This is a genomic window from Streptomyces sp. OR43, from assembly GCF_008042275.1.
In the GTDB taxonomy this organism is placed as follows: domain Bacteria; phylum Actinomycetota; class Actinomycetes; order Streptomycetales; family Streptomycetaceae; genus Streptomyces.
In genome coordinates this window covers 27,851-52,850 of sequence record NZ_RDBK01000008.1, presented here as the reverse complement: position 1 = coordinate 52,850, position 25,000 = coordinate 27,851, and the positions used below count along the sequence as shown (strand labels likewise).

The 25,000-nt window shown below is 71.7% G+C and carries 19 protein-coding genes; 9 read left to right on the top strand and 10 right to left on the bottom strand.

The annotated features are described in order from the left end of the window. The first annotated feature begins 149 nt into the window (after window positions 1-149). Genes EAO72_RS04170 through EAO72_RS04160 form a run of 3 tightly spaced genes read left to right on the top strand, consistent with a single transcriptional unit; the run spans window position 150 to window position 4,167 of the window. Window positions 150-1,049 carry an SGNH/GDSL hydrolase family protein gene (locus EAO72_RS04170; protein WP_148015845.1) on the top strand — a complete coding sequence of 300 codons (900 nt, stop codon included), beginning with the start codon at window positions 150-152 and terminating at the stop codon, window positions 1,047-1,049. 3 nt (window positions 1,050-1,052) lie between these two features. Then, the gene (locus EAO72_RS04165) at window positions 1,053-3,044 is read left to right on the top strand and encodes a hypothetical protein (RefSeq protein WP_148015844.1); all 1,992 of its coding nucleotides are present in this window, start codon (window positions 1,053-1,055) and stop codon (window positions 3,042-3,044) included. 46 nt (window positions 3,045-3,090) lie between these two features. Continuing rightward, the gene (locus EAO72_RS04160) at window positions 3,091-4,167 is read left to right on the top strand and encodes a tyrosine-protein phosphatase (protein ID WP_148015843.1); all 1,077 of its coding nucleotides are present in this window, start codon (window positions 3,091-3,093) and stop codon (window positions 4,165-4,167) included. 13 nt (window positions 4,168-4,180) lie between these two features. Here the strand turns inward: EAO72_RS04160 and EAO72_RS04155 are convergent, their stop codons facing one another. Continuing rightward, window positions 4,181-5,299, bottom strand: a complete 1,119-nt coding sequence (locus EAO72_RS04155; protein ID WP_148015842.1) for an ADP-ribosylglycohydrolase family protein — start codon at window positions 5,297-5,299, stop codon at window positions 4,181-4,183. 78 nt (window positions 5,300-5,377) lie between these two features. Here EAO72_RS04155 and EAO72_RS04150 point away from each other — a divergent pair, with 78 nt between their 5' ends. Next, window positions 5,378-5,656, top strand: a complete 279-nt coding sequence (locus EAO72_RS04150) for a DUF6343 family protein (RefSeq protein ID WP_148015841.1) — start codon at window positions 5,378-5,380, stop codon at window positions 5,654-5,656. Window positions 5,657-5,667: 11 nt separating this feature from the next. On the opposite strand, the gene EAO72_RS04145 is transcribed toward EAO72_RS04150, so the two are convergent. From EAO72_RS04145 to EAO72_RS04130, 4 genes are all read right to left on the bottom strand, one after another. Then, window positions 5,668-6,036: a tetratricopeptide repeat protein gene (locus EAO72_RS04145; RefSeq protein WP_148015840.1), complete on the bottom strand. Its 369-nt coding sequence runs from the start codon at window positions 6,034-6,036 to the stop codon at window positions 5,668-5,670. 148 nt (window positions 6,037-6,184) lie between these two features. Beyond that, complete coding sequence (gene coaE / locus EAO72_RS04140) at window positions 6,185-6,787, bottom strand: dephospho-CoA kinase (RefSeq protein WP_148015839.1); 603 nt, start codon at window positions 6,785-6,787, stop codon at window positions 6,185-6,187. 84 nt (window positions 6,788-6,871) lie between these two features. Continuing rightward, window positions 6,872-7,810 (bottom strand): PAC2 family protein, encoded by a 939-nt coding sequence (locus EAO72_RS04135; protein ID WP_187284927.1) that lies wholly within the window; start codon window positions 7,808-7,810, stop codon window positions 6,872-6,874. Between the two features lie 82 nt (window positions 7,811-7,892). After that, a complete protein-coding gene (locus EAO72_RS04130; RefSeq protein WP_187284952.1) occupies window positions 7,893-9,416 on the bottom strand; it encodes a flavin monoamine oxidase family protein in 1,524 nt (507 codons plus the stop codon). Window positions 9,417-9,750: 334 nt separating this feature from the next. Here EAO72_RS04130 and EAO72_RS04125 point away from each other — a divergent pair, with 334 nt between their 5' ends. Further along, window positions 9,751-10,713: a right-handed parallel beta-helix repeat-containing protein gene (locus EAO72_RS04125; protein ID WP_148015837.1), complete on the top strand. Its 963-nt coding sequence runs from the start codon at window positions 9,751-9,753 to the stop codon at window positions 10,711-10,713. A 118-nt stretch (window positions 10,714-10,831) separates the two neighbouring features. Here the strand turns inward: EAO72_RS04125 and rpsA are convergent, their stop codons facing one another. Continuing rightward, window positions 10,832-12,346: a 30S ribosomal protein S1 gene (gene rpsA, locus EAO72_RS04120; protein ID WP_136330605.1), complete on the bottom strand. Its 1,515-nt coding sequence runs from the start codon at window positions 12,344-12,346 to the stop codon at window positions 10,832-10,834. A 400-nt stretch (window positions 12,347-12,746) separates the two neighbouring features. On the opposite strand from rpsA, the gene EAO72_RS04115 reads away from it, so the two are divergent. After that, window positions 12,747-13,559 (top strand): class I SAM-dependent methyltransferase, encoded by an 813-nt coding sequence (locus EAO72_RS04115; RefSeq protein WP_148015836.1) that lies wholly within the window; start codon window positions 12,747-12,749, stop codon window positions 13,557-13,559. A gap of 163 nt (window positions 13,560-13,722) precedes the next feature. Next, window positions 13,723-16,224 (top strand): ATP-dependent helicase HrpB, encoded by a 2,502-nt coding sequence (hrpB, locus tag EAO72_RS04110; protein ID WP_148015835.1) that lies wholly within the window; start codon window positions 13,723-13,725, stop codon window positions 16,222-16,224. On the opposite strand, the gene EAO72_RS04105 is transcribed toward hrpB, so the two are convergent. The 3 genes from EAO72_RS04105 to EAO72_RS04095 form a co-directional block, all read right to left on the bottom strand. Beyond that, a complete protein-coding gene (locus EAO72_RS04105; RefSeq protein WP_148015834.1) occupies window positions 16,211-17,212 on the bottom strand; it encodes a PorA family protein in 1,002 nt (333 codons plus the stop codon). The two genes, hrpB and EAO72_RS04105, sit on opposite strands and share 14 nt — an antisense overlap. 36 nt (window positions 17,213-17,248) lie before the next feature. Then, entirely contained in the window at window positions 17,249-17,386 is a 138-nt protein-coding gene (locus EAO72_RS04100; RefSeq protein ID WP_148015833.1) for an SPW_0924 family protein, read from the bottom strand. A 153-nt stretch (window positions 17,387-17,539) separates the two neighbouring features. Beyond that, complete coding sequence (locus tag EAO72_RS04095; protein WP_148015832.1) at window positions 17,540-19,255, bottom strand: lytic transglycosylase domain-containing protein; 1,716 nt, start codon at window positions 19,253-19,255, stop codon at window positions 17,540-17,542. Window positions 19,256-19,441: 186 nt separating this feature from the next. On the opposite strand from EAO72_RS04095, the gene EAO72_RS04090 reads away from it, so the two are divergent. Further along, window positions 19,442-20,305: a DUF4184 family protein gene (locus tag EAO72_RS04090; RefSeq protein ID WP_148015831.1), complete on the top strand. Its 864-nt coding sequence runs from the start codon at window positions 19,442-19,444 to the stop codon at window positions 20,303-20,305. 24 nt (window positions 20,306-20,329) lie between these two features. Here the strand turns inward: EAO72_RS04090 and polA are convergent, their stop codons facing one another. Next, a complete protein-coding gene (polA, locus tag EAO72_RS04085; RefSeq protein WP_148015830.1) occupies window positions 20,330-23,041 on the bottom strand; it encodes a DNA polymerase I in 2,712 nt (903 codons plus the stop codon). A gap of 167 nt (window positions 23,042-23,208) precedes the next feature. Between polA and EAO72_RS04080 the strand changes: the two genes are divergently transcribed. Continuing rightward, the coding region (locus tag EAO72_RS04080; RefSeq protein WP_148016408.1) for an FdhF/YdeP family oxidoreductase at window positions 23,209-25,000 on the top strand (1,792 nt) is incomplete at its 3' end.

The window sequence follows — 25,000 nt, the reverse complement described above, 5'->3', positions numbered from 1 at the left end:
CGGGCCCCGCACGGCGGCCCGCTCCTTGTCATGCGTCACAAAAGCCCCCGCGGAAGTCTGCGTTACCCACCAGTTAAACGACGGCGTCCGAGTCTGCATGATGACCGGCGACACCCGCCATGCCTCGCCCGCCCCCACCGGAGGTTGCCGTGAACTCAGCCCGTACCCAAGCTTTCTGTCGCAGTGTCAGAATCTCGGCGGTCGCGCTCGCCCTGGCCGGTCTGGGCCTCGCCACCGGCGCGTCCGGCGCCTCGGCCGCAGCCGGCGACTCCACCTCGTACGTCGCGCTCGGTGACTCGATGGCCTCCGGGCCCCTCATCCCGGACATCACGGGACCCGTGGCCTGCGGCCGCTCCACGCACAACTACGCGCACGAGCTGGCGGCGAGCATCGGCGCCTCGCTGCGCGACGTCACCTGCAGCGGAGCCAAGTCCAAGCACATGACGGAGAAGCAGTCGCTCTCCCTGCTGGACATCCCGATGGGGTCGGCGGCCCCCCAGTTCGACGCGCTGCGCCCGGACACCGACCTGGTGACCCTGACGATCGGCGGGAACGACGCCGGTCTGGTCGGCATCGCGCAGGACTGCATGCAGCTCGACCCGACCGCCACCCCGTGCAGGGACAAGCTGACCGAGGGCGGCGTCGACCAGGTGGCGCAGCGCATCGCGGAGTTCGCGCCCCGGCTGGCCGCCGTACTGGACGGCATCCACCAGCGGTCGCCGCAGGCCCGGGTGATCGTCACCGGCTACGGGCTCTACATCAAGCCGGGCGGCTGCTGGCCGCTGCAGCCCGTGCTCCCGGTGGACGCCGACTTCCTCCAGGGCAGCGTCAACCGGATGAACACGGTGATCGCCGAGCAGAGCGCCGCACACGGCGCCGAGTACATCGACCTCGTCACCCCGAGCAAGGGCCACGACGCCTGCCAGGCACCGTCGGACCGGTGGCTGGAGGGGTACGTGCCGACCGCGGCGGCCGCCCCGCTGCACCCCAACCGGCAGGGCGAGGCGGCCTACGCCCGCATCATCGGCGCACACCTCCAGGGGAGCTGACCCATGCGGCAGCGGCTGCTCCACGGCCTGCTCGCGGCGGCGCTCGGCGCGGCCGCCCTGTTCGCCCCGCCCGCCCACGCGGCCCGGGCGGGCCACCCGTCAGCCACGGGCTGCGATCCGCTGGCACCTGTGGAGTGCCTGCTGCCGTTCCCCAACGACTGGTACACCCGGCCGGACCCGGACACCGACACGGGCCGCCGGGTGGACTTCGCCCCCGCGGTACTGCCCCGCGCCACGACCGGGCCGGCCATCGACCCGGCCGCCTGGAACCGGTCCGACGGCTTCTCCCCCGGCTCCGCCCTGATCGCCCAGGTGCCGGGCCTGGACCTGGCGGCGACCGGCGCGGCCCCGCTCACCGACCTCGGCCGCTCCCTCGACCGGGACGCCCCGGTCGTCCTCCTGGACACCACCACCGGTGAGCGGTGGCCGTACTGGGCCGAACTCGACGCCAACGCCACCGATCCGGCACGCCGGGCCCTGCTGATCCACCCGGCCCGCAGCCTCCACGACGGCCACCACTACGCCGTGGCCCTGCGCCACCTCAAGGACAATGCTGGCCGCACGATCCCGGCGGGCGCCCCGTTCGCCGCCGTCGCCGGGAAGCGGCTTCCCGCGCACGACCCGCTGCGCGCCCGCCAGGACCGCCTCCGCCCCGCCCTCGCGGCCCTGCGCAGGGCCGGGGTCACCACCGCGGGGCTCCACCTGGCCTGGGACTTCACCGTCGCCTCCACCCGCAGCCTCACCGGCGACCTCTTCACCCTGCGCGACGACGCGTTCCGCCGCCTCGGCGACCGCTCACCCGGCTTCGCCGTCACCGGCGTCACGGACTTCACCGCCGCCCAGGACGCCCGGATCGCCCGCGAGGTCACCGGGCAGATCACCGTACCCAGCTATCTGGATCTGCCCGGCGGTCCGCCCGGTTCCGTACTGAACCGGGACCGCGACGGCGTCCCCCGCAGAATTCCCCTCAACACCCAGCTCGCCACGTTCCGCTGCGAGATCCCCCGCTCCGCCTTCCGCCGGCCCTCCCATCCCTCGCTCTACGGGCACGGGCTGCTCGGCTCCCGCTCCGAGGTCGGCGCGGGCAACGTCAAGGACATGGCGGCCGAACACAACTTCACCTTCTGCGCGACGGACTGGATCGGCATGGCCAAGGAGGACATCCCCGTCGTCCTCGCCGCGCTCGCCGACCCGAACCTCTTCCCGGCCGTCCCCGAACGCAGCGAACAGGGCATGCTGAACGCCCTGTTCCTCGGCCGCGCCCTGATCCACGCCGAGGGCCTGGGCACCGACCCGGCGTTCCGTACGGCAGCGGGCCGCCCGCTCGTCGACACCCGGCACGGTCTCGCGTACGACGGGAACAGCCAGGGCGGCATCCTCGGCGGCGCCCTGGTCGCCGCCTCGCACGACATCCGGCGCGGGGTGCTGGGCGTCACCGCCATGAACTACGGGCTGCTGCTGAACCGGAGCGCCGACTTCGCACCGTTCCAGCAGGTCCTGGACGTCGCCTACCCGGACAAACTGCGCCAGCAGCTCGTCCTCCAGCTGTTCCAGATGGTGTGGGACCGCGGTGAGACGAACGCGTACGCGAACCACCTCACCGACCATCACCAGGTGCTGATGCACATCGCCTACGGGGACCACCAGGTCGCGAACGCGGCCGCCGACGTCGAGGCGCGCACCATCGGTGCCCGCCTGCTGTCCCCCGCGCTCACCGCCGGCCGGAGCCCGGACACCGTCCCGTACTGGGGCATCCGCCGCATCGACGCCGGCCAACTGCCCTACCGGGGCTCGGCCATGACCGTCTGGGACAGCGGCACCCCCACGCCTCCGCTCACCAACACCCCGCCCGCCGGGCCCGGGTACGGGCACGACCCGCACGAGGATCCCCGCAACTCGCCCGCCGCACGTCAGCAGAAGGCCACCTTCCTGACCACCGGCCGTGTCATCAATGTCTGCGGCACCACTCCGTGCACCGCCACGCCCATCTCCTGACGCCCCCCTCCCCGCCGGAAGCAGACGGGAACAGACAAGGAGCACCATGCGTACGCACCGCATCGCCGGAGCCGCCGTCGCGGCCGCCCTCCTCGCCGGAACGGCACTGGCCCCCTCCGCCCTCGCCGCGCCGCCCGCGGCCACGGCCACCGCGCAGGCCGCGGTCCCGTTCACCTCGGCCGGCGCCGTGCGCGCGGCCGACGGCGGACACACCCTCTCCTGGGCCTCACCGGCCGCCTCGGTGACGGTCACCGCCGTCACCTCCCCCGACGCCACGTCCGGTGTCGCGCTCGGCACGGCTCCGGGCACCGGTTCGCTGACGGTGCCCGCCGGAACGCTCCCGGAGGCCGGGCGCTGGTACTTCCGCCTGGCCCCGGACGGCGGCAGCCCCCTGGTCGTCGCCGACCGTTCCCTGGGGCTCGCCTCCGCCCGCAACTTCCGTGACATCGGTGGCTACCGCACGACGGACGGCCACTGGGTGCGCTCCGGCCTGGTCTACCGGTCCAACAAGCTGAACAGCCTCACCGACGCCGAGCAGCAGCGCCTGCTCTCCCAGCGCCTGACCCTCGACGTGGACCTGCGCAACGCCCAGGAGCGCCATGACGCCCCCGACCGGCTGCCCGCGGGGGTCACGTACCAGGTCTCCGATGTCGTCTCGCTCAGCCATGGCATCCGGTTCCACGACTCGGCGCTGATGACGCTGGCCGAAGCCATCGCCGCCGGTCTCTTCTCCGGCTCCTCCGACCTGGGCCAGTCCATCGGCTACCCGTTCATGGTCAACTTCGTGGGCGCCGACTACGCGTTCCACGACCTGGTCACCGCCGTCGCCACGAACAACTCCGGGGCCACCGTCTTCCACTGCAGCGCCGGCAAGGACCGCACCGGCTGGGGCACCGCCGTCCTGCTCACCCTGCTCGGCGTACCCCGGGCCACCGTCGAGGCGGACTTCCTCGCCAGCAACCAGTACACCGGCGATCCGGAGGCCGTCGAACTGAGCTGGCTGCGCGCGGCGTTCGCCGAGGCCGACCAGATCTACGGCGACTTCGACACCTACGTACGCGAAGGGCTGAAGCTCGACGCGGCGACCGTGGAGACCCTGCGCGCCAAGATGCTGGCCGGCTGACCGCACTGCCCGGTCAGCATCCCGGGTAGCGGCCCTCCGGCCACGCGGGGGCGTGGACGAACTCCAGGGACAGGTCGTCGGCCACCTCGGTGATCACGGCCCGTCCCTCGGTACGCACCAGCCACGACGGCGGAAGACAGGTGTCGCCGTGGTGGGCGCCGAGCAGGTTGCCGCAGACCGCGCCGGTGGAGTCGCTGTCGCCCGAGTGGTTGACCGAGAGCAGCAGCGACTCGTCGGCCTGGCCGGGCCCCGGCAGGGCCAGGGCGCAGTACACGGCGATGGCCAGGGCCTCCTCGGCCACCCAGCCGGCGCCGAGCGACTCCACCTTCTCGGCGCTCGGCGCCCCCTGCGCGGCCAGCTCGACGGCGCCGCGCAGGGCCGCGGTCGTCTCCTCGTGCCCGGGGTGGCGGGCCAGCAGGTCCATGGCGCGCAGGACGGAGCCCGGCAGGGAGTCGCCCTCCAGCAGATGGGCGACGATCGCCGCGAGCGCCCCGGCCGCGTAGGCGCCGGTGGGGTGGCCGTGGGTGATCTGCGCGCACCGGGCGGCGAGCTCGAAGCAGCGGGCGGGGTGCTGCCCGGTGAGGCCGAAGGGGGCGGAGCGCATGACCGTGCCGCAGCCCTTGGAGTCTCTGTTGACGGGGCCCGGCTTCCCGACGGGGCCCCTGGGGTCGGGGGTGTGCCCGGAGGCGAGTCCGGTCAGGCAGGCGTTTCCGGGGGCCCGGCGTGCGTACAGCCAGGGCTGCTGCCTGAGCCATCCGGTCCTGACCGGGTCGTCCCCGCCGCTGACGGGCGGCGCGGGATGGTTCTGGGTGTCGAGCCAGCGCAGGTAGGCGTGCTTGATGATCGCCGTCTCGGCGCCGCCGATGCCCTTGGACATGGCCCGGGAGTGCGCCCTGATCAGCCCCTCGGCGGTGAAGAGGGTCATCTGGGTGTCGTCCGTGACGCGTCCGGTGACGCCGTCCTCGTCCGCGGTGAGGTCGCGTACGCCCTGCTCCCCGTGTGCCCGGCGGATGCCGGTGAGCGACAGGAACTCCACCGGGTTGCCCAGCGCGTCCCCGATCGCCCCGCCCAGCAGACACCCACGGACGCGGGACCTGCGGGCTGCGGCGTCTCCCCATGCTGTGCCGTTCACGGCCGTCCCCCACTTTCTTCCGTCGGAACACCGCACACGCGCCGTCGCGGGTCCATGCTGGTAGGAGAGGCGATCGCCATGCGTACCGGTAGTGAACCGACGACTGCCCGCAGTTCCCTGCGGATGCGGCTCTGGCTGAGTCTATGGGGCCTGGCCTGGGCCGTCTTCGGCCTGGCGGCGTTCACCTGGACCGGCAGGCCGGGGTGGGCGGCGGCCTGCGGGGTGCTGCTGGTGCTGGTGCTGGTGGATCTGGCGGTGATCGTCCACCGCCTGCACCAGGGCCCGCACTACCAGCCGGGCCGCTCCATCCCGCCGTACGAACCCGATCACGGGGGCCGGGGGCGGTACGGGCCCTGAGCGTGGACCCCTTAGCCCTCCGGGTCGAAACGGGCCGCCTTCAGGTACTCCGGGTTCGGGTCGAGCGCCGCCGCCAGCCGGAAGTGGCGGGTGGCCCGCTCCGGGTGCCCGGAGCGTTCGAAGGTGCGGGCGAGGGCGAAGTGCGCGAACGCGTTGTCCGGCTCCCGTTCGAGGACCAGCTCGAACTCGAGCTCGGCGGGGCGCAGCTGGGCCGCCGCGAAGAAGGCGCGGGCGCGCAGGAGCCGGGCCGCGGTGTTCTCCGGGTGCGAGGCGATCACCGAGTCGAGCAGCTGGACCGCGCCACGCGGGTCACGCGCCGCGAGCAGTTGCTCGGCCGCGCGGAAGTCGATGACGTCGGTTTCCGGGTTCCTCTCGGGCACGGTCACATCCTTCCCTCGTCCACCGTCAGATGAACGTCTGCCCGGCTGCCGGTGTTCCGGCCCGGGGGCCCTGGCCCGCTCGCTGCGGGGCGGGRTGGWGCGGAGCGGGGTGGTGCGGAGCGGGGTGGTGCGGAAAGTCGGTGAGGACTCAGCCGGCCGCCGCCCGGCGTTGCAGCTCCGCCCAGACCTCGCGGACCTGCGGTTCCAAAGCTTCGATCGGTCCGTCGTTGTCGATGACCAGATCGGCCACCGCGCGCCGCTGCTCCCGGGTGGCCTGCGCGGCCATCCTGGCGCGCGCCTCCTGCTCCGCCATCCCGCGCAGGCGTACGAGGCGGTCGAGCTGGGTCTCTGGCGCCGCGTCGACCACGATCACCAGGTCGTAGAGCGGGGCGAGGCCGTTCTCGGTGAGCAGCGGCACATCGTGGACGACGACGGAACCGGGTTCCGCGGCACGTTCCAGCTCGGCGGAGCGGGCGCCGACCAGCGGGTGGACGATCGCGTTGAGGGCGGCGAGGCGCTCGCCGTCGGAGAAGACGATCGAGCCGAGCTTCGGCCGGTCCAGTGTCCCCTCGGGGGTGAGGACGCCGGTGCCGAACTCCCCGACGACGGCGTCGAGCCCGGGGGTGCCGGGCTCGACGACCTCGCGGGCGATCCGGTCGGCGTCGATGAGGACGGCGCCGTATCCGGCGAGCATCCGGGACACTTCGCTCTTGCCGGCGCCGATACCGCCGGTCAGGCCCACTTTCAGCATGGGCGGCAGCCTAGTGCCGGCAGCCCGGCACTGCTGAAGCAGGCCCGACAGGCCGAAAGGGCCTGGCAGGAGGCGCGGCCCGACTCAGCTGTCGCCCTCGCGCTCCGCCAGGAACTTCTCGAATTCGAGACCGATCTCGTCGGCGGACGGCAGGTCGACCGGCTCGGCGACCAGGTTGCCGCGGGTCTCGGCACCCGCGACGGCGTCGTACTGGTGCTCAAGACCCTCGACCAGCGAGACGAGCTCCTCGTCGCCCTGGCCGATCTGGCGGTCGATCTCCGTCTGCGTGCGGTGCGCCTCGGTGCGCAGGGTGTGGGCGACGGACGGCAGGACGAGTCCGGTCGCGGCCGTGATCGACTCCAGTGCGGTGAGCGCGGCGTCGGGGTAGGCGGAACGGGCGACGTAGTGCGGCACATGTGCGGCGACACCGAGGACGTCGTGTCCGGCCTCCATCAGCCGGTACTCGACGAGGGCCGCGGCCGAACCGGGCACCTGCGCCTCGTCGAACGGGCTGCGGTGGCCGGGCATGAGGTCGGTGCGGTTGCCGTGCGGCGTGACGCCGACCGGACGGGTGTGCGGAACACCCATCGGAATGCCGTGGAAGGTGACGGCGAGACGGACACCGAGCCGCTCCACGATCTGCTCGACCGCGGCGGCGAACCGCTCCCACTCCACGTCGGGCTCGGGCCCGGACAGCAGCAGGAAGGGCGCACCGGTGGCGTCCTGGACGACCCGGACGTCCAGCGTCGGGGTCTCGTACGACGACCAGCGGTCACGCTTGAACGTCAGCAGCGGGCGCCGTGCGCGGTAGTCGACGAGGCGGTCGTGGTCGAAACGGGCCACGACCTGATGGGGCAGCGATTCGAGCAGCCCGTCGACGATCTGTTCACCGGTCTCACCCGCGTCGATGTAGCCCTCGAAGTGGTAGAGCATGACCAGACCGGCCGACTCCTGGGCGAGCGCCATGTCGACGACAGCCAGGCCCTTCGGCTCCCATTCGTACAAACTCTGCGGATCAGGCACGGTTACCGCTCCTCCTTGTGTTCCTGAAGAAGAACGTCCCGGGGGGCACGGGCATTCCCGCCCGTGCCCCTTCACATGGTGTTTACCCAAGTACCCGCGTGTGCAGTGCCGTGACCGCCTTCCGTGCGGAAGTGAACGCTCCGTGCTGCCAGGCGTCGGCGTAGCTCAGGTAGTCGCCGGCGAAGTAGACCCGTCCCGCTGCCTGGTTGAGCGGTGCGAAGACCGGGGCGTCGGGGCCGCCGGACAGGGAGTGCCAGGAGGCCTCCAGGTACGGGGTCTGGCGCCAGTGGTGGGAGAACGAGGTGGCCAGTTCCGTACGGTACTTCTCGCCGTGGATCTTCACGCCCTGCGCGACGGCCCGTGCCTCCCGCTCGCTCGGGGTCAGGGCGGCGTACGCGTCGGCGTTGGAGCCGGTGTTGTAGTACCCGATGAGGGTGCCGCGGCGGCCCTGGTGGCCGTAGGACGGGTACCAGATGTGGGCCAGGTCCATGTCCGTCTCGGTGATGCCGCCGTAGATCTGGTGGTCGCTCTCCCACCAGCGGTTCCGGTACTCCAGCCCGATCTTGCCGGCCGAGGACGGCTTGCAGGCCTCGAGCGCGGTCTGGACGGCCGGGCCCAGGTTGTGGGCGGTCTTGGCGAGGATGTTGGGCGGCAGGGCGGCGACGCAGTAGTCGGCCTCGATGCGGTGGGTGCGGCCGGACTGGGTGTACGTGACGGTGACGCCGTGGGCGGTGTCGGTGATCTCCGTGACGGCCGCGCCGGTGCGGATCCTGCGCTCGCCTATCGCGCGGGTCAGTGCGGCGGGTATCCGGTCCATGCCGCCGACCGGCTGGAACATCAGCATCGCCTGGTCGTACTCGAACTCGAAGGCGAAGTAGCGTCCGACGCCGCTGGCGAAGACCTCGGACGCGGAGGGGACGGAGCCGAGCTCCTCCCCGGGGGTTCCGGCGGCGGCGGGGTCGACGCGGTAGCCGCGCCGGGGGCTGCCGGTGTAGTCGAGGGTGTCTCCGATGTCACCGAAGTCCTTGAGGAAATCGAGCAGCCGCTCCTGGTCGTCGGCGGTGATCTGCCGGTCGAGCGCGCCCTTGTCGGTGGCCTTGGAGAGGAGTTCGGCGACGTAGCCGTACACATCGGCCTTGGCGGTGCGGTAGCGCACCGGGGCCTTCATGCCCGCCTTCTCGTTGTAGAGGTAGGCGTTGGCGTTCACGTTAGTGAACACCTCGATGGGAACGCCGAGTTCGCGGCAGTAGTCGAGGGTGACCATCCACTGCGGTATCCGGCCGGGCCCGGCGTTCATGTACTGCCCGTCGGAGAACCGCGCGGTCTGCTTGACGCCGTGGATGTCGGTGGTGGAATCACCGCCGCGTACGGTGAAGTTGCGGCCGCCCGTGCGGCCCCGGGCCTCCAGGACCGTACAGTCGTAGCCCGCCTTGCCGAGCTCGTAGGCGGTGGCGAGGCCGGCGATGCCGCCGCCCACGACGACGACCTTGGCGGCGGCCTTCCCCTTCAGATGGAAGTCGCCGCTGCTGGGGGCACGGAAGGCCGGTTCGCGGCTTGCGGCCTGGGCGGTGGGGGCGAGGCCGAGTGCCCCCATGGTGGCGAACATCGCGCCCGCCCCGCCGGAGAGTCCGACGTTACGGAGGAAGGTACGGCGGCTCGCGCCCGGTGTCGCGGGCGAGTGGTGCGAAGCATGCGTCATGTCCCGGCTCCCCTTCGGATCTTGAGGTTGCCGGGATCCTGGCAAGGGTGTGTTTCGGGCCGTCAGCTGTTCGTGTATCTCACACGTTTCCCTGTGTTCACCGCGCCCGGGATCCATCGGGCAATGGTCCAGACCTTGACACGCCCTCACCCCATCCCTACCGTCACTGGGCAGCAAGTTCAGACACTCGCCCCACATTCATGTACGAGAACGTCCTGAACCTCTCACGGGAAGGCACCCCATGCGCACCCGCACCCCGCTCCCCGCCCTGCTGGTCACCGCCCTCGCCACCGGCACGCTCGCCCTCGCCTCCGCCGGTCCGGCAGGCGCGGCGACGGTCATCGAGGTGAGCACCGCCGCTCAGCTCAAGTCGGCGCTCACCGCCGCCGGTCCGGGCGACACGATCCACCTCGCGGACGGCACGTACACCGGCAACTTCAAGGCACTCGTCCCCGGCACGGCCTCCGCACGCATCACCCTGACGGGCTCCGCGGCGGCGGTGCTCACGGCCGGCGGCGGCTACGGACTGCACCTCAACGGGGCCTCGTACTGGACGGTGAAGGGCATCACCGTCACGGGCGGCCAGAAGGGCATCATGGCCGACGGCGCCAACGGCGTCGTGATCGACTCGGTGACCGTGCACGACCTCGACATGGAAGGCGTCCACTTCCGCAGGTCCAGCAGCGACGGCATCATCCGGAACTCCCGGATCTACGACACCGGGCACGACGGCCGCGGCATGGGCGAGGGCGTCTACGTCGGCACGGCGGGCGACCTCTCCGACCGGAGCGACCGGGTGCAGATCCTGGACAACACCATCGGGCCGGGCGTCGGCGGCGAGAACGTCGACATCAAGGAAGGCACCACGGGTACGCGCATCGTCGGGAACACCTTCGACGGCAGCGGGCTGACCGGCGCCAACTACGACGACTCCTGGGTCGACGTGAAGGGCAACGACGTCCTGGTCCAGGGCAACCACGGCTCCCGTACGACCAACAACGGCTACGAGACCCACACCCAGCAGAGCGGCTGGGGCTGCGGGACCGTCTTCGAGGACAACGCCTCGGACCTGTCCGGCTCGACGGGTGACAAGCGGCTCGCGGTCAACGTCACGAACCACAGCGCGAGCTGCGCCACGACGGTCCACGCGAGCAACACCGTGACCGGCGGCAACGGCCTGACGAACATCACCGTCACCCCGTAACAGCCCGCCGCGGAACGAGCCACGCAACGAGCGGGGAAACGCATGAGGCCCGCCCCCCGAAGGGAGCGGGCCTCACCGTCATCTACTGCAGCCGATGACCGGCCGGAAGGTCAGAGCGTCAGCTCTGGCCGCCCGCCAGCTTCTCGCGCAGGGCAGCCAGGGCCTCGTCCGACGCCAGGGCGCCGGAGTTGTCCGCGGACTCCGAGGAGTACGAACCGCCGCCACCGCTGCCGCCCGAGGCAGCCGGAGCGCTGCCGGCCGGGGCGGCAGCGCCCTCGGCAGCAGCGGCCTCGTCGGCCTCGCGGGACTTGATGACCTGGGCCTGGTGCTGCTCGAAGCGCTGCTGCGCCTCGGCGTACTGGGTCTCCCAGACCTCGCGCTGAGCCTCGAAGCCCTCGAGCCAGTCGTTGGTCTCGGGGTCGAAGCCCTCGGGGTAGATGTAGTTGCCCTGGTCGTCGTACGACGCAGCCATGCCGTACAGCGTCGGGTCGAACTCGACCGAGGCCGGGTCGCCACCGAAGGACTCGTTGGCCTGCTTCAGCGAGAGGCTGATGCGACGACGCTCGAGGTCGATGTCGATGACCTTGACGAAGATCTCGTCGTTGACCTGGACGACCTGCTCCGGGATCTCCACGTGGCGCTCGGCCAGCTCGGAGATGTGGACCAGGCCCTCGATGCCCTCGTCGACGCGCACGAACGCACCGAACGGAACGAGCTTGGTGACCTTACCGGGAACAACCTGCCCGATCTGGTGCGTGCGGGCGAACTGCTGCCACGGGTCTTCCTGCGTCGCCTTGAGCGACAGGGACACGCGCTCGCGGTCCATGTCCACGTCGAGAACCTCGACGGTGACTTCCTGGCCGACCTCGACAACCTCGGAGGGGTGGTCGATGTGCTTCCAGGACAGCTCGGAGACGTGCACGAGACCGTCGACGCCACCCAGGTCCACGAAGGCACCGAAGTTGACGATCGAGGAGACGACGCCGGAGCGGACCTGACCCTTCTGGAGGGTCGTGAGGAACGTCTGGCGGACCTCGGACTGGGTCTGCTCGAGCCAGGCACGGCGGGACAGGACCACGTTGTTGCGGTTCTTGTCCAGCTCGATGATCTTGGCCTCGAGCTCCTTGCCCACGTACGGCTGGAGGTCGCGGACGCGGCGCATCTCGACGAGCGACGCCGGGAGGAAGCCACGGAGGCCGATGTCGAGGATGAGACCACCCTTGACGACCTCGATGACGGTACCGGTGACGATGCCGTCTTCTTCCTTGATCTTCTCGATGGTGCCCCAGGCACGCTCGTACTGAGCGCGCTTCTTCGAGAGGATCAGGCGGCCTTCCTTGTCCTCCTTCTGGAGAACCAGGGCCTCGATCTCGTCGCCGACCTTGACGACCTCGTTCGGGTCGACGTCGTGCTTGATCGAGAGCTCGCGGCTCGGGATGACACCTTCGGTCTTGTAACCGATGTCGAGGAGAACCTCGTCGCGGTCAACCTTGACGATGACACCGTCAACGATGTCGCCGTCGTTGAAGTACTTGATCGTCTCGTCGATCGCCGCGAGGAACGCGTCCGCGTCGCCGATGTCGTTGACCGCAACCTGCGGAGTGGTGGCGGTGGTCTCGGTGCTGCTCGTCATGTGGGAAAGGGCTCCGGTACGGACAGTGAGTCGAAGTTACTGCTACGCCGTGAGCCCGTATCGCCTCTGCAGAAGCCGGACAGCCTGGGAAGCGCCGACCCGTGAACCGGGAGGCGCCTCTCGTGAACCGAGGGGACATACATACAGATGCGAGCGCGGCCTGCTAGGTCTGAGGCGCGCAGGCTCGCAGCGCAACTTGTAGCATACGGGGGCAGCAGGGCACGGTCAATGCGCGAAGGCGCACACCAGGGGCGGAACGGCCCATACCCGGCACAACTCAGGTTCACCGAGGCCACATCGGCCCCGGAGACGTTCCGGACACGCGGGTTCCGTGCTCACAGGTCTCCCCTGGTACGTACCGCGCACCACGGGGTGAAGGCAAACTACAACGACGGACACGATGAGCCAAGAGATCTACGCGGCCGAACCCGAGGCGACGCGCCGCGACGCCGGCGAGGCCGAGAGCAGCCGGGCCAGCCGCGGCTGGTGGGACCGGAACGCGGACGAGTACCAGAACGACCACGGCGGCTTCCTCGGCGACGACCGCTTCGTCTGGGGCCCGGAGGGCCTCGACGAGGCCGAGGCCGGTCTGCTGGGCCCCGCCGAGTCGCTGAAGGGCCTGGACGTCCTGGAGATCGGCGCGGGCGCCGCACAGTGTTCGCGCTGGCTGGCCACGCAGGGCGCCCGGCCGGTCGCCCTCGACCTCTCCCACCGCCAGCTCCAGCACGCCCTGCGGATCGGCGAGGGCATCCCCCTGATCGAGGCGGACGCCGGGGTGCTGCCCTTCCGGGACGGCTCCTTCGACCTGGCCTGCTCCGCCTACGGCGCGGTGCCGTTCGTCGCCGACCCGGTCCAGGTGTTCCGCGAGGTCCACCGGGTGCTGCGCCCCGGCGGCCGCTGGGTCTTCTCCGTCACGCACCCGGTCCGCTGGGCGTTCCCGGACGAGCCGGGGCCCGAGGGCCTGTCCGTCGCCGCCTCCTACTTCGACCGCACCCCGTACGTGGAGCAGGACGAGCGGGGCGAGGCGGTGTACGTGGAGCATCACCGCACGCTCGGCGACCGGGTGCGGGACGTGGTGGCGGGCGGCTTCCGGCTGGCCGACCTGGTCGAGCCGGAGTGGCCCGCGTGGAACAACCAGGAGTGGGGCGGCTGGTCGCCGCTGCGCGGCAACCTGATCCCGGGGACCGCGATCTTCGTCTGCGTACGGGACTGAGTACCGGGCCGCGGTCCCGGCCTTCGTACGGGACTGAGGCCGGAGCCTCGGCCCTGGCCTTCGTGCAAAACAGAGGCCGGGGCCCTCGGCGGCTCCCTCCGCACGGGGGGCGGACAGACCCGCCGGTGCGGGACGCGGCGCCCCGCCGTACGAGACTGGGGGCGTGATCCGTACCGACGCCCTGGACCAGCTGCCCGTCCGCACCGCCGTGCCCGCGCTGCGGCAGGCGCTCGACGACCGCGGGTTGGCGGTGCTGTGCGCGCCGCCCGGCACCGGCAAGACGACGCTCGTCCCCCTGGTCCTGGCCGGTCTGACCGGCGAAGGACCGGTGCGCCGGGTCGTGGTCGCCGAGCCGCGGCGCATCGCCGCCCGGGCCGCGGCCCGGCGGATGGCATGGCTGCTCGGCGAGCGCCCGGGCGAACGGGTCGGCTTCACCGTGCGCGGGGAGCGGGTGATGGGCCCGGACACCGTGGTCGAGGTCGTCACCACCGGGGTGCTGCTCCAGCGGCTCCAGCGCGACCAGGAGCTCGCCGGCATCGACGTGGTGATCATCGACGAATGCCACGAGCGCCACCTGGACGCCGACACCGTGGCCGCGTTCCTGCTCGACGTACGGGAGGCGATCCGCCCCGACCTGCGTCTGGTCGCCGCGTCCGCGACCACCGACGCCGAGGGCTGGGCCCGGCTGCTCGGCGACGCCCCGGTGATCGAGGCGCAGGGCGTCTCGCACCCGGTGGAGGTGGTGTGGGCCCCGCCCGTCCGCCCGGTGCGGCCGCCGCACGGGATGCGGGTCGATCCGGCGCTGCTGGCGCATGTCGCCTCCGTGGTGCGCCGGGCGCTGGCCGAGCGGGAGGGCGACGTGCTGTGTTTCCTGCCCGGGGTCGGCGAGATCGGCCGGGTGGCGGGGCAGCTGTCCGGAGTGGCCGCGGAGGTGCTCCAGGTGCACGGGCGGGCGCCGGCCGCGGTGCAGGACGCGGTGCTGGCGGGTTCGTCCGACGGGCGGCGGGTGGTGCTGGCGACGTCGGTGGCGGAGTCGTCGCTGACCGTTCCGGGAGTGCGTACCGTCGTCGACTCGGGGCTGGCCCGGGAGCCGCGCACCGACCACGCCCGCGGGCTGAGCGCGCTGACGACGGTACGGGCCTCGCAGGCGGCGGGCCGCCAGCGGGCGGGCCGGGCCGGGCGGGAGGCTCCCGGGACGGTCTACCGCTGCTGGGAGCAGGCGGAGGACGGGCGGCTCGCCCGGTTCCCCTCCCCCGAGATCAAGGTGGCAGATCTGGCCGCGTTCGCCCTCCAGGCGGCCTGCTGGGGCGATCCGGACGCCGCGGGGCTCGCCCTGCTGGACCCGCCGCCGGCCGGGGCGATGGGCGCGGCCCGCGAGGTGCTGACGGCGGTCGGCGCGGTGGAGGCCGACGGGCGGGTGACGGACCGGGGTGTGCGGATGTCCCGGCTGGGGCTGCATCCCCGGCTGGCCAGGGCACTGCTGGACGGGGCGGCCGAGGTCGGCGGGCGGCGGGCCGCGGAGGTGGTGGCGCTGCTGAGCGAGGAGCCGCCTCGGGACTACGGCGACGACCTGGCCGCGGCGTTGCGTACCGCACGGCTGGGCAAGGACGGCTACGCGGCCCGCTGGCGGCAGGAGGTGCGGCGGCTGTCGTCCTCCCTCAAGGGTTCCGGGACCGGCGGTGCGGGCACGGACGACGCCGCCGTGGGACTCGTCGCCGCTCTGGCGTTTCCCGAGCGGGTGGCGCGGGCCCGGGGCGAGGGGACGTTCCTGATGGCGTCCGGCACGGGCGCGGAGCTGCGGGAGGGCTCGCGGCTGCGCAGCGCGCCGTGGCTGGCGGTCGCGGTCGCGGACCGTCCGGCGCACGCGGCGTCGGCGCAGGTCCGGCTCGCCGCGGTCATCGACGAGGACACGGCCCGGGTGGCGGCCGGGCATCTGCGGTTCGCGGGCGAGGAGGTCCGCTGGGACGGCCGGGACGTGGTGGCCCGCCGGGTGGAGCGCCTGGGCGCCGTGGAGCTGTCGGCGCGCCCGCTGAAGCGGCCGGATCCCGCCCTGGTGCGGGAGGCTCTGGTGGAGGGGCTGCGGCGGGAGGGCCTCGGGCTGCTGCGCTGGAGCCGGGACGCGGAGCAGCTGCGGGAGCGGCTGGCCTTCCTCCACCGAGAGCTGGGCGGGCCCTGGCCCGAGGTGTCGGACGAGGCGCTCCTCGGCCGTACCGAGCAGTGGCTGGAGCCCGAGCTGTCGCGGGCCCGGCGCCGTTCGGACCTGGGCGGGATCGACGCGGGGCAGGCGCTGCGCAGGCTGCTGCCCTGGGCGACCGGCGAGGCGGCCCGGCTGGACGAGCTGGCTCCGGAGCGGATCGAGGTGCCGAGCGGTTCACGGATCAGGGTGGAGTACGGGGGCGCCCAGCCCGTGCTCGCGGTGAAGCTCCAGGAGCTGTTCGGTCTCCAGGAGACCCCGCGGGTGGCGGGTGTACCGGTGCTGGTGCACCTGCTCTCGCCCGCGGGGCGTCCGGCGGCGGTGACGGCGGATCTGGCGTCGTTCTGGCGGGAGGGCTACAAGGCGGTGCGGGCGGAGCTGCGCGGCCGTTACCCGCGGCATCCGTGGCCGGAGGACCCGACGACGGTCGAGGCGACCCGGTTCACGAAGGCGCGGCTCAGGCGGGAGTAGGCGCGGGTTCCGGTTCCTTCCGTCCGACCGTCTCCGCCCCGCCCGGCCGCCGCGAGCGCGCCTCCAGCCACAGCGACAGGGCCAGCAGCCCGGCGCCCAGGACGAGGAAGCCCCAGGGCAGGTAGGAGGTCAGCAGGAGGACGAGGACCCGCTGGGACTTGACCAGGTCGACGATCGAGACGATGTAGTCCTCGCGCATCTTCACGTGCCCGGCGAACACGGTGACGGTGTCCGTCGCCATGCCCATCGCCTTCGCGTTCCGCAGCTCCTCCTTGTGGACCTCCTCGCCGTTGACCGGCGCCCCGGTGACGGGGTCGACCCAGAACATCCGCTTGGTGGTGTACCAGCGGGTGATGCCGGTCTTGGCGATCTGCGCGGGGGTGATGCCCTTGATCGGCATGGTCTTCGGCATAGGGACCTTGGTCCACGGGATGGTCTGCTCGAAGTAGTAGACCTCCATGCCGCGGAAGTCCTGGGTGCCCTTGTAGTGGATGGGCGAGCTCGTACGGGTCTGGGCGTCGAAGTACTCGTAGTCGCGCTTCTCGGTGAGGAAGGGCCACTTGAACTCGATGCCCTCGCGGTTCACCGGGTCGCCGTCGACCATTTCGCCCGTGGCGTGGACCGGGTCCTGGCTGTGCGCGTCGAAGATGTAGCGCTCGGGGATCTTGGAGACCATCTTGCCGTCGGGTCCCTGCACATAGGACAGGGCGTCCCAGACGACGACGTCGCGGCCGGCGCTGCGCTCGATCTTCTCGGACTCCTCCACGTTGCCCTTGAGGGTCTGCACGATGGTGATCTTGTCGACCTTCTTGGCCTTCAGGGTGCTGTAGTCGAGGAGAGTCGCGGGCTTCGCCTCCAGCACGGTCTCCTGGTACTGGTTCGGCGGGATCTTCGCGAGGCGCGGGAAGGCGTACCAGCGCAACAGCGGTGACAGCGCGGCGAAGAAGACGGCGAAGGCCAGGAGTACGAGGCTGGCTCGGCGGCGCATGGGGTGTCCTCCCTCTGCATTCCGTGGTGCGGACGGCTAGTTCTTCGGGCCCGGGACCGTGGTCAGCAGGGGTTTGGGCGAGGTCTCGCCGGGCGGCGCACCGATCGCACTGATGGTGAGTACGAGGGCGAGGGCGGCGGCCAGTCCGATGGCTGCGGCAATCAGGGCGCGCATGCTCGGCCTCCCGGAAGCTCGGAACTGATGGGTCGTCAGGGCTGGGGCACCGTAGCAACCCGGGCCGGAGATGAGAACACGTAGAACAGCCCCTTGGCCGGGTGCCGGGCAAGGGGCTGTTCCGGGCCTCTGGTGGGCCCTGGTGCGGGTGGGTCAGGCTGCGGGGGCCTCGACCGTGAGCTCGATGACGGCGGTGGCGCCGCCCGCGGTGGTCAGGCGCAGCTTGTATGTGCCCGCGGCGCCGTCGGCGTAGATCTTCGGCAGGGTGAGCGTGCCGTCGGCGTCCGTGGTGAACACGAAGGTGCGGACCGGGTTCCCGTCGTCATCCGTGAAGTACGGGCCCTTGTCGTTCTCGGCCGGCTTCTCGGCGTCCGTGATCATGGTGGCGGCGACGGCGACCCGGGCGGCGGCGGCGCCCTTGAACGTGGCCCGGGCCGTGACGTCGGCGAACGTCTGGCCCGCCACGGCGGTCAGCTCCGCGGTACCCGTCCTGGCGATGGCGTCGGCCTGCCGCGCGGTGACGGCCGCCGTGTAGGTGACGGCGGGCAGCGACGTGCCGGTGGCCGTCGCACGGACGGTGAACGTGCCCGTCTTCTCGCCCGCCTTCAGCACCGGCGCGGTGACCGTGCCGTCGGTCCCGGTGGGCAGGGTGACGGTCTTCTTGCCGCCGTCGAACGCGGCGTCCGTGTCACCGACGACGGTGAAGGTCACGGAGACCTTGGCGAGCGGCTTGCCGAGGTTGCTCTTCGCCAGCACCTTGATCCGCTCGGCGAAGGCGTCGCCCGCCGTGGCCGACAGCTCGCCGGTGCCCGCGTTCTGCACGGCGGCCAGGGCCGGGGTCGGCGTGGGCTCGGGGGTCGGGGTCGGCGTCGTGGGCGTGCCCGGCCCGCCCGGGTCCGAGGGCGTCGGGCTCGGCTTCGACGGCGGCGTGGGCGTCGGGGTGGGCGACGGCGAACCGGAGGGCGAGGACGACGGGGAGGAGGACGGAGAGGAGGACGGGCTGCCGCCATGGGTACCGGGGCCGGTGCCCGGGTGCGTTCCGGTACTGGATTCGACCGGCAGGACGCCGGTGCCGTCCGGCACCTCGTGCGTGCCGCGGTTGTAGTACTCGAACCAGGTCCGGACGGTACGCAGGTACTCGTCGGAGTGGTTGTAGCTCAGGACCGCCCGGTCCAGGTCGGCGGCGAGTGCCAGATCGCGCGAGCCGGCGCACAGGTACCGCCCGGCGGCCAGCGCCGCGTCGTAGATGTTGTTGGGGTCCTTGCGGCCGTCGCCGTTGCCGTCCTGGCCCCAGGTCGCCCAGGTGGACGGGATGAACTGCATCGGGCCGACCGCCCGGTCATGCGTCGAGTCCCCGTCAAAGGCACCGTTGTCGGTGTCCTTGATCAGCGCGAAGCCCTGGCCGTTGAGGGCGGGGCCGAGGATCGGGGAGAGCGTGGTGCCCTGCGCGTCGACCCGGCCGCCGCGGGCCTGGCCCGACTCGACCTTGCCGATCGCGGCGAGAAGCTGCCACGGCAGCCGGCAGGCGGCGTCCGTACCCGCGACGGTCTGCTGGGCCTTCTTGTACGCCGCCAGGATCGAGGCCGGAATGCCCGATTCGGCACTGCCCGTCACGGGCAGATTGACCGAGGTGCCCGGCTTGTTGGGCGTGTTCAGCGGCGGCAGGTCCGTGAAGTAGGGCGAGTTGCCGGACGCGGCAACGTCACCCGAGGGCGTCGAGCCCGCCGTACCGGTGGCCGGCTGGTCCCCGTCGGACGCCACCAGGGGCGAGCCGGGGGCCTGCGAGGCGGAAAGCGCTGCCACAGCGGCCGCGGCCACGGCAGCCGTGGTCGCCCCTCTGCGCAGTCGGCGACCGAATTGCGCTGCCATAACGTGTGGGCCCTCCCCCTCGTCGGCTGTCCGCGCTCCCCTGCGCCTGGACTCAGGCGACCCTACGGCAACTTGTGCCGCGCGAACACAGCGGCCGGACCGCTTCTTACCGGTTTCTCACGTTCGGGTCCGCAAGTTGTCCAGTCGGTGAAAAGCCCGCGCCGGCTGCTCGCGCATACTTCCCCCATGCCGTTCACGCTCAGCCACGCCGCAGCTGTCCTTCCCGGTATCAGCCGCAACGGAACAGGGCGCGGACCGCTCCTGGCCTCGGCACTCGTCGCCGGTTCGTTCGCCCCCGACATGACGTACTACGCGGACACGGCGATCCCCGGCGCCATGGAGTTCGGGCAGGTCACCCACGCGTGGTGGGGTGTGCTCACGGTGGACGTCCTGATCACCGCGGCGACCGTGGCGCTGTGGCTGCTGCTGCSCGAACCCCTCGTGGCGCTGCTGCCGACGCCCTGGCAGGGGCGCGTGCACGCCTGGGTCCGCGGGGCCCGGCGCCCGCCCGGACGAGGGCTGCGGGGCCTTCGGGGCGGTGGCTGGTTCGTCGTGTCGGCCGTCATCGGAGCCGCCACGCACGTCACCTGGGACGCCTTCACCCACCACGACCGGTGGGGCGTGCGGCTGGTACCCGTGCTCGGCCGGAACGCGGGCGACTACCCGGTGTTCCAGCTGGTGCAGTACGGCAGTTCGGCCCTGGCGCTGACGGTGCTGGCGTGGTTCACCGTGTCGGGGCTGCGCCGGGCCGGGGCCCGGCCGGCGCCGGCGTCCGTACCGGTCCTCGACCACCGGGCACGGATGCGGGCAGCGTCGTTGCTCGGACTGTGCGTACTGCTGGGCACCGTGCACCGCTGCGCGCGCTGGTACGCACACTTCGGGCACGTCGACACACCGCTCGACATCATTCCGACCGCCTGCTTCGGCGCGGGCGCCGGGCTCGCCGTCGGGCTCGTGCTGTACGGCGTGTGGATGCGGCTCCGGGCCCGGGGCACCCCGGCGGGCCTCGTCGCCGGTCCGGCCCGGGACACGAGCCGGACCGGCGACTGAGAACGCCCCGCCCCGGGGCCCGCGTCAGTGCGCGGCGGACTCCCAGTCGGTGCCGACCCCGACCGACACGTCCAGCGGCGCCCGCAGTTGGACCGCCGTCGCCATCTCGTGGCGCAGGATCTTCTCCACCTGCTCCCGCTCGCCCGTGGCGATCTCCAGCACGATTTCGTCATGGACCTGGAGCAGCATCCGTGACGTCAGCTTCGCCTCGGTCAGCGCCCGGTCGACGTGGAGCATGGCGACCTTGACGATGTCCGCGGCCGTGCCCTGGATCGGTGCGTTGAGCGCCATCCGCTCGGCCGTCTCGCGGCGCTGGCGGTTGTCGCTGTTGAGGTCCGGCAAATAGCGGCGGCGGCCGAAAATCGTCTCCGTGTAGCCGGTGGCCCGCGCCTCCTCCACCACCCGGTGCAGATAGTCGCGGACCCCGCCGAACCGCTCGAAGTAGGTGTCCATCAGGCCCCGGGCCTCGCCCGCCTCGATGTTCAGCTGCTGGGACAGGCCGAACGCGGACAGCCCGTACGCCAGTCCGTAGCTCATGGCCTTGATCTTGCGCCGCATCTCCGGGTCGACCGCGGACTTGTCGACGCCGAAGACCTGCGAGGCGACCGTCGTGTGCAGGTCCTCACCCGACGTGAACGCCTCGATCAGGCCCGCGTCCTCGGACAGGTGCGCCATCACGCGCAGTTCGATCTGGCTGTAGTCCGCCGTCATCAGCGTCTCGAAACCCTCGCCGACGACGAAGCCGCGCCGAATGGCCCGGCCCTCGTCCGTCCGGACGGGGATGTTCTGCAGATTGGGGTCGGTGGACGACAGCCGGCCGGTCGCCGCCACGGTCTGATTGAACGTGGTGTGGATACGGCCGTCCGCCGCGATCGTCTTCACCAGGCCCTCGACCGTCACCCGCAGCTTCGCCTGCTCACGGTGGCGCAGCATGATGACCGGCAGCTCGTGCTCGGTCTGCGCGGCCAGCCACGCCAGCGCGTCCGCGTCCGTCGTGAACCCGGTCTTCGTCTTCTTCGTCTTCGGCAGGCCCAGCTCGCCGAAGAGGACCTCCTGGAGCTGCTTGGGCGAACCGAGGTTGAACTCACGGCCCACCGCCGCGTGCGCCTCCTTCACCGCCTGCTGCACGGCGCCCGCGAACTGCTGCTCCATGCCCTCCAGATGAGCCCGGTCCGCCGCGATGCCGTGCCGCTCCAGACGGGCCAGCAGGATCGACGTCGGCAGCTCCATGTCGTGCAGCAGCCCGGCCGCGCCGACCTCCTTCAGCCGTGCCGTGAACGCGTCACCGAGGTCCAGGACCGCACGGGCCTGGGCCATCAGCGCGTCCGCCTCGGCCCGGTCGTCCGCACCGAACGCCAGCTGCCCGTCCGACGCCGCCGCCGGAGCGAGCTCGCGGCCCAGGTACTCCACGGCCAGCGCGTCCAGCGCGAACGAGCGACGGCCCGGCTTGACCAGGTACGCGGCGAGCGCCGTGTCCATCGAGACGCCCTCGGTCCGCCAGCCGTGCTCCGGGAAGACCCGCATCACGCTCTTCGCGTTGTGCATGACCTTCGGCCGGTCCGCGTCCGCGATCCACGCCGCGAACGCCTGCTCGTCGGCCGCGTCGAGCAGCGCCGGGTCGAACCAGGCCGCCGCCCCGCCCGCCGCGGCGAGCGCGATCTCGGTGACCGTGCCACTGCCGAGCGCCCAGGTGTCGACCGTGGCGACACCGAGCGGCTGCGCACCGTGCTCCGCCAGCCACGGAGCGAGCTCGCCCGCGCCCAGCACCGCACCGTCCAGCTCGACGCCCGCGGCCGGCGCCGGAGCCTCGTCCTCGGCCTTGCCCGGGTCCACCGCCAGCAGCCGCTCACGCAGGCTCGGGTTACGGATCTCCAGCACGTCGAGCACCCCGGTGACCGCCGTGCGGTCGTACGGAGCACGCTCCAGATCGGACGGGGTCTTCGGCAGCTCCACATCGCGGACCATCTCGGTCAGCCGACGGTTCAGCCGCACCGCGTCCAGGTGGTCGCGGAAATTCTGCCCGGCCTTCCCCTTGACCTCCTCGGCCCGCGCCACCAGCTCGTCGAACGAACCGAACTGGTTGATCCACTTCGCGGCCGTCTTCTCACCCACCCCAGGGATACCCGGAAGGTTGTCCGACGGGTCACCGCGCAGCGCCGCGAAGTCCGGGTACTGCTGCGGGGTGAGCCCGTACTTCTCCTCGACCTTCTCCGGCGTGAACCGCGTCAGCTCCGACACGCCCTTGGTCGGGTACAGCACCGTCACGTTGTCCGTGATCAGCTGGAAGGAGTCACGGTCACCGGTGACGATCAGCACCTCGAACCCGGCCGCCTCCGCCTGCGTGGCCAGCGTGGCGATGACATCGTCCGCCTCGAAGCCGTCGATCGCGAAACGGTCCGCGTGCATCGCGTCCAGCAGCTCACCGATCAGCTCGACCTGACCCTTGAACTCGTCCGGCGTCTTCGAACGGTTCGCCTTGTACTCGGGGAACTCCTGCGAGCGCCACGTCTTGCGCGACACGTCGAACGCCACCGCGAAATGCGTCGGCGCCTCGTCACGCAACGTGTTCGCGAGCATCGACGCGAAGCCGTACACCGCGTTCGTCGGCTGCCCCGCCCCCGTCGTGAAATTCTCCGCAGGCAGCGCAAAGAACGCCCGGTACGCCAGGGAGTGCCCGTCCATCAGGAGCAGGCGCGGTCGGTTGTCTGCCGTCTTCTTCGATGCCGTCTCAGCCACACCCCGATCCTGCCACGTACCACTGACAATCCGGACCGGCCACCGCCCGCCGGTGCCCGGCGGCCGCTCACCGGGCGGCCCGCCCGCCCCGCGTGCCAGGATCGGAGGAGACGGAAACACGCGCCGCGGACCACGCGAGGTCCGCGGCAGGCTCGAAGGGGAGCACGATGGCCACCAAGCCGCCCGCAGGAGACCCGGTCCAGGACGCACCCCGGATCGAACCGGCCCCGCACGCCGCCGCCGGGCTGCCCGCCGTCGCCCACAGCCTGCGCATCGCCCAGCAGCAGATGGGCGTCCGCCGCACCGCGCAGACCCTCCTCAAGGTCAACCAGAAGGACGGCTTCGACTGCCCGGGATGCGCCTGGCCCGAGGGCGACAAGCGGCACACCGCCGAATTCTGCGAGAACGGCGCCAAAGCCGTCGCCGAGGAAGCGACCCTGCGCCGCGTCACCCCGGACTTCTTCGCCGCCCACCCCCTCGCCGACCTCGCCACCCGCAGCGGCTACTGGCTCGGCCAGCAGGGACGCATCACGCAACCTATGTATCTGCCCGAGGGCGCCGACCGGTACGAGGCCGTGACCTGGGAACGCGCCTTCGCCGTCATCGCCGAGGAGCTCGGCGCACTCGCCTCCCCCGACGAAGCGCTCTTCTACACCTCCGGACGCACCAGCAACGAGGCCGCGTTCCTCCTCCAGCTGTTCGCCCGCGAGTTCGGCACCAACAACCTGCCGGACTGCTCCAACATGTGCCACGAGTCCTCCGGCTCGGCCCTCACCGAGACGATCGGCGTCGGCAAGGGATCCGTCTCCCTGGAGGACCTCCACCACGCCGACCTGATCATCGTCGCCGGACAGAACCCCGGCACCAACCACCCCCGGATGCTCTCCGCCCTGGAGAAGGCCAAGTCCGCCGGAGCGAAGATCATTTCGGTGAACCCGCTCCCCGAGGCCGGACTCGAACGCTTCAAGAACCCGCAGACCCCGCTCGGCATGATCAAGGGCGCGGCCCTCAACGACCTCTTCCTCCAGATCCGCATCGGCGGCGACCAGGCCCTCTTCCGGCTCCTCAACAAGATGATCCTCGCGACCGAGGGCGCCGTCGACGAGACCTTCGTGGCCGCACACACCCACGGCTACGAGGAGTTCGCCGCCGCGGCCGCGGAAGCCGACTGGGAACAGACCCTCGCCGCCACCGGCCTGGAGCGCTCCGCCATCGAAGAGGCCCTCGCCATGGTCCTCGCGTCCCAGCGCACCATCGTGTGCTGGGCCATGGGCCTCACCCAGCACAAGCACTCCGTGCCGACCATCCGCGAAGTCGTCAACTTCCTTCTGCTGCGCGGCAACATCGGCCGGCCCGGCGCCGGAGTCTGCCCCGTACGCGGCCACTCCAACGTCCAGGGCGACCGCACCATGGGCATCTTCGAGCGTCCGTCGACAGCGTTCCTCGACGCCCTCGACAAGGAATTCTCCATCACCTCACCGCGCCACCACGGCTACGACGTCGTCCGCTCCATCCGCGCCCTGCGCGACGGCGACGCCAAGGTCTTCTTCGCCATGGGCGGCAACTTCGTCTCCGCCTCCCCCGACACCGACGTCACCGAGGCCGCGATGCGCACCGCACGCCTCACCGTCCACGTCTCCACCAAACTCAACCGCTCCCACACCGTCACCGGCACCCGGGCCCTGATCCTGCCCACCCTCGGCCGCACCGACAAGGACATCCAGGCCGGCGGCAAGCAGTTCGTCACCGTCGAGGACTCGATGAGCATGGTGCACGCCTCCCGCGGCAACCTCACCCCCGCAAGCCCCCACCTGCTCTCCGAGCCCGCCATCGTCGCCCGCCTCGCCCGCGCCGTACTCGGCCCCTCCTCCACCACCCCCTGGGAAGAGTTCGAGAAGGACTACGCCACGATCCGCGACCGCATCTCCCGCGTCGTCCCCGGCTTCGAGAACTTCAACC

What these genes read in the sequence shown, in the direction of transcription:
- EAO72_RS04165 (WP_148015844.1), top strand. Translation starts at nt 1,053, where the DNA reads ATGCGGCAGCGGCTGCTCCACGGCCTGCTCGCGGCGGCGCTCGGCGCG.
- EAO72_RS04160 (WP_148015843.1), top strand. Translation starts at nt 3,091, where the DNA reads ATGCGTACGCACCGCATCGCCGGAGCCGCCGTCGCGGCCGCCCTCCTC.
- EAO72_RS04150 (WP_148015841.1), top strand. Translation starts at nt 5,378, where the DNA reads ATGCGTACCGGTAGTGAACCGACGACTGCCCGCAGTTCCCTGCGGATG.
- coaE (WP_148015839.1), bottom strand. Translation starts at nt 6,787, where the DNA reads ATGCTGAAAGTGGGCCTGACCGGCGGTATCGGCGCCGGCAAGAGCGAA.
- EAO72_RS04130 (WP_187284952.1), bottom strand. Translation starts at nt 9,416, where the DNA reads ATGTTCGCCACCATGGGGGCACTCGGCCTCGCCCCCACCGCCCAGGCC.
- EAO72_RS04125 (WP_148015837.1), top strand. Translation starts at nt 9,751, where the DNA reads ATGCGCACCCGCACCCCGCTCCCCGCCCTGCTGGTCACCGCCCTCGCC.
- rpsA (WP_136330605.1), bottom strand. Translation starts at nt 12,346, where the DNA reads ATGACGAGCAGCACCGAGACCACCGCCACCACTCCGCAGGTTGCGGTC.
- EAO72_RS04115 (WP_148015836.1), top strand. Translation starts at nt 12,747, where the DNA reads ATGAGCCAAGAGATCTACGCGGCCGAACCCGAGGCGACGCGCCGCGAC.
- EAO72_RS04105 (WP_148015834.1), bottom strand. Translation starts at nt 17,212, where the DNA reads ATGCGCCGCCGAGCCAGCCTCGTACTCCTGGCCTTCGCCGTCTTCTTC.
- EAO72_RS04100 (WP_148015833.1), bottom strand. Translation starts at nt 17,386, where the DNA reads ATGCGCGCCCTGATTGCCGCAGCCATCGGACTGGCCGCCGCCCTCGCC.
- EAO72_RS04095 (WP_148015832.1), bottom strand. Translation starts at nt 19,255, where the DNA reads ATGGCAGCGCAATTCGGTCGCCGACTGCGCAGAGGGGCGACCACGGCT.